The organism is Mesorhizobium sp., assembly GCF_005063415.1.
GTDB lineage: Bacteria > Pseudomonadota > Alphaproteobacteria > Rhizobiales > Rhizobiaceae > Mesorhizobium.
In genome coordinates this window covers 1-2645 of record NZ_SUEG01000287.1, presented here as the reverse complement: position 1 = coordinate 2645, position 2645 = coordinate 1, and the positions used below count along the sequence as shown (strand labels likewise).

Here is a 2645-nt window from a genome sequence, read left to right as displayed (position 1 = left end):
ACGGCACCTATGTCGACGGCCTCAGGATTTCCGAAACCGGCCTCGCCGCACTCGACCTGAAGAGTCATCATTCAATCCGCGTCCGTATCGGCGTCAAGGACGACGCCAACCGCCCCGGTGGGATCAACATTTTCGGCAAGGGCTTTGGAAACTACGATCAGGACATCCTGCTCAGGATCAAAACCGCGTGAATCGACTGGCGGCGTTGCTGCGCGCAATTAAAGTTATTGCCAGCTTTGCAGCTAGGAACGTCGTCTTAGGCGACCAGCTTGCCTGACGTGTATATGGATACCCGGTCAAGCTTCGCCCACTTGGTTGCCTTTCGCCTGCTACCCTCAATCACCGCTACAAAGCGATCCGTCCCACCAACCGCCCAGCGTTTCATCCTCCGTTCCGGCAAATGCCGGAACTTAAACATCTAGGCAACTCTCGAAAGTATGTGTCGATCCAGGTCGCACTTTGCCAACCCGAACCGCCAGCGATGGTTCGTCGCCTCACGCCTGCTCTGATAGAACAAGGTCAGTTGCCGGCCGTCGATCATCACGGTCGAATGGCCGTTCTCGCCGGGCTCGCCAGGGTCGAGAACGGGGCCGACGGAAACGTAGGGACCCTTGACGTCATCGGCGATGGCGAAGAAAACGCGCTGCCGGCTGCCGCGCGGACCTTCGGGGAGGAAGCAGGTGGCGTTGAGAAGCACACGACCGTCTGGCAGCTCGACGAGCTGGGCGCCTTCGATCCCCCATTCGTAATCCGGATGCTCGCGCGCATTGTGATGCGGCACGTCGAGATGATCAAGTATCTTGCCGAGACGTTTCCATGGCCCAAACCAGGAATCGGATTGGCTGCGCGCCAGAAAGACATCCGGCTGAGGCACCCTGGTGAATTTGGGCATGCCTGAATAGACGATGTAGCGCTTGCCGCCGATGATTGCCGGATGGGGATCGTAGATGCCGTCCTCATCGGTATCGGGCAGCGACAATATCGCCGGATTGAGCACCACCCAATGAAAGCCGTCATTGGAGACCGCATGCTCGCAACGTCCGCCGGACTTCATGAATTCGGTCTGGATGAACATATGGAAGACGCCGCACTCATGAATGACGCCGGGTGCCGCAACGCCCGATCCGGTTATGGGCAAGACGATCGGCTCGTGCTCTGTCCAGGGTCCATAGAGATCCGGCGCCGTGGCGTGGAGTATTTTCCAGCTTTCGGTCGTGACCGTGCCGCTTGAGCCGAAGACGTGCCAGAGCGTGCCGTCGAAGACGGGACAGGGGTCCTTCAGGTCATCCACAACCTGCGGGTGAAACAATGGAAAGACGTTGGTTTCAAAGTCGATCTTCATTCGCCAACCATTCTTCGATTGCTCCCGGGCTCCATTCAAATGAACCACCTGCGCGACTCAGATGAATCGATTCGCAGGCGTATTTATAGCTCCGCCGATGAACGGTTGTTGAACGTTTGAAGGATTTCAACCGTTCTGTGGCAAAGGGCCACATTGGGTGAGATCCCGACGTAACGCGAGGGGCTTCAGCCCTCGAGGGGCATCATCATATGGATCGAATGGGGGCGGCCGGCTCGCCCCTTCTCTTCTGTTGAGCCATCGCAAGTGGAGCGGACGCATGGTCTCGCCTGAACAGTTTGCAGCTATGGAACAACTTACTGGGATGGAAGTTATATCGACGGCTGCGAACTTCATGTCAAAGCTGCCTCGCTTAACTTATGTTAGTCGAGGCTTTTTCTAATTATAACGAAGGATAACTTACATGAAAATGGCGGCGGGCCGGCCCAAAGTACCAAAAGCAACTGTACAATCCTCTATTTTAATTTGTTTTTCTCACCTTCGATGGAACTTCGTATATCAAAGACCACAACAAATTCTGACCCTCGCTTCAAAGCAGCAACAGCTAATTTACTTCGAAGAGCCGATCTTCGATGACAGGCGACACCCTTCGATGCGGGTGAACCATATTTCATCTACGATCAGAATTGTGACGCCGCTTATCCCAGTTGGCACTTCCGCGGCCAGGGCAGACGCCATTCAGCGCAGGTTCGTCGATCAGATCATCGCCTCTGCGCCGCATGACCGATTGACGGCCTGGTATTATACGCCCATGGCGCTACGTTTCAGCGATCATCTCGCCTGTGACGTCTGCGTCTACGACTGCATGGATGAACTCTCCGCGTTCAAAGACGCTCCCGCAGAGTTGACGCAGTTGGAAAAGGCGCTGTTGCAACGTGCGGATATCGTCTTCACGGGCGGGCAAAGCCTCTACGAGGCCAAGCGCAGCTTGCATCGGTCGATCTTTCTCTTCCCGAGCAGCATCGACATTGCCCATTTCCATCAGGCTAGAGCGCCAGGTGAGGACCCGCTCGACCAGGCCGACATACCTCACCCGAGGGTGGGGTATTTCGGGGTCATCGACGAACGGCTCGACCTCGAACTTATCGCGCAGGCGGCTGCGGCAATGCCGGAAGTGAATTTTGTCATGCTCGGCCCCGTTGTGAAGATCGATCCGGCGAGCCTTCCCGCGGCAGGCAACCTGCATTGGCTGGGCGGCAAGTCCTATGCAGACCTGCCGAGCTATCTGCGGCATTGGAGTGCCGGCTGGATGCCGTTCGCGCTCAACGAAGCGACCCGCTACATC

At 56.7% G+C, this 2645-nt stretch carries 2 protein-coding genes and 1 pseudogene; 2 read left to right on the top strand and 1 reads right to left on the bottom strand.

Translation table 11 applies throughout. From position 1 onward, the window contains the following. Nucleotides 1-191 (top strand): annotated as a pseudogene (locus E5W70_RS31810) (transcriptional regulator); the annotation flags it as partial. A gap of 227 nt (nucleotides 192-418) precedes the next feature. Here E5W70_RS31810 and E5W70_RS31805 read toward each other — a convergent pair. After that, nucleotides 419-1342 (bottom strand): hypothetical protein, encoded by a 924-nt coding sequence (locus E5W70_RS31805; protein ID WP_292665240.1) that lies wholly within the window; start codon nucleotides 1340-1342, stop codon nucleotides 419-421. A gap of 421 nt (nucleotides 1343-1763) precedes the next feature. Between E5W70_RS31805 and E5W70_RS31800 the strand changes: the two genes are divergently transcribed. Then, nucleotides 1764-2645 (top strand): glycosyltransferase family 1 protein (locus E5W70_RS31800; RefSeq protein ID WP_292665239.1); only part of this gene is annotated, 882 nt, incomplete at its 3' end.